The organism is Deinococcus pimensis DSM 21231 (assembly GCF_000519345.1).
Taxonomy (GTDB): Bacteria; Deinococcota; Deinococci; order Deinococcales; family Deinococcaceae; genus Deinococcus_A; species Deinococcus_A pimensis.
In genome coordinates this window covers 31775-32680 of sequence record NZ_KI912640.1, presented here as the reverse complement: position 1 = coordinate 32680, position 906 = coordinate 31775, and the positions used below count along the sequence as shown (strand labels likewise).

General features: G+C 74.6%; 1 protein-coding gene. It reads left to right on the top strand.

The window, feature by feature from the left end; all coding sequences use genetic code 11:
* Nucleotides 1–845: glycosyltransferase family 2 protein (locus DEIPI_RS30275; RefSeq protein ID WP_045234108.1), on the top strand; the 845-nt coding region annotated here is incomplete at its 5' end.
* Nucleotides 846–906 lie beyond the last annotated feature (61 nt).

Genomic DNA, 906 nt, shown 5'->3' with positions numbered 1-906 from the left:
ACGTGGCGCGCGCGCTCGGCGTGCGCGTCGTGACCGGCAGGCCCGTCCCGCCCGGCTGGATCGGCAAGACCTGGGCGTGTCAGCAGCTCTCGGAGGTCGCGACGGGCGACGTGCTCGTCTTCACGGACGCGGACGTGACGTGGCACGAGGGCGCGCTCGACGCGATCGTCGGGGCGCTCACGCGCACGCGGGCGGACCTCCTGACGGTCTGGCCGCGTCAGGAGACCCTCACGCCGGGCGAGCGGGTGCTGGTGCCCCTCAACGACGTGGTGCTGCTGACCCTGCTGCCCGCGCCGCTCGTGGGCCTGCCCTTCGCGAGCGCGTCGGCGGGCAACGGGCAGCTGATGGCCTTCCGTCGCGCGGCCTACGAACGCGTGGGCGGCCACCGGGTCGTGCGGGGCGAGCTGCTGGAGGACGTGAAGTTCGCCGCGCGGCTCAAGGCGCGCGGCGGGAAGCTGGCGATCGCGCTCGGCGGGGAGTTCCTCACCGTGCGGATGTACGGCGGCTACCGCGAGTCCACGCGGGGCTTCGCGAAGGGCCTGTCGGCGGCGCACGCGGACTCGCGCGCGCTGCTCCTCGCGTCGTGGGGCTGGAACCTGCTGGCGTACACCTGGCCGTGGCTGGCGGGGCGGCGCGACCTCGTGTTCTTCGCGGTGCTGGAGCGCCTCATGGTGCTGCTCAAGACGGGCCGCTCGCGCCCCATGGACTTCCTGGAGGTGCTGCTCACGCCGCTGCTGCCGCTGCTCGCGCTGCCGGTGTACCTTCGCGCGATGGGCCGCCGCTCCACCTGGAAGGGCCGCACGTACGAGCGGGAGAAGGTCAGGCGGGTGGACGATGGCGCCTGAGCGGGTGCTGGTGGTCGGCGCGGGCTTCGCGGGCCTCGCGGCGGCGATCCGCGCGCGCCTC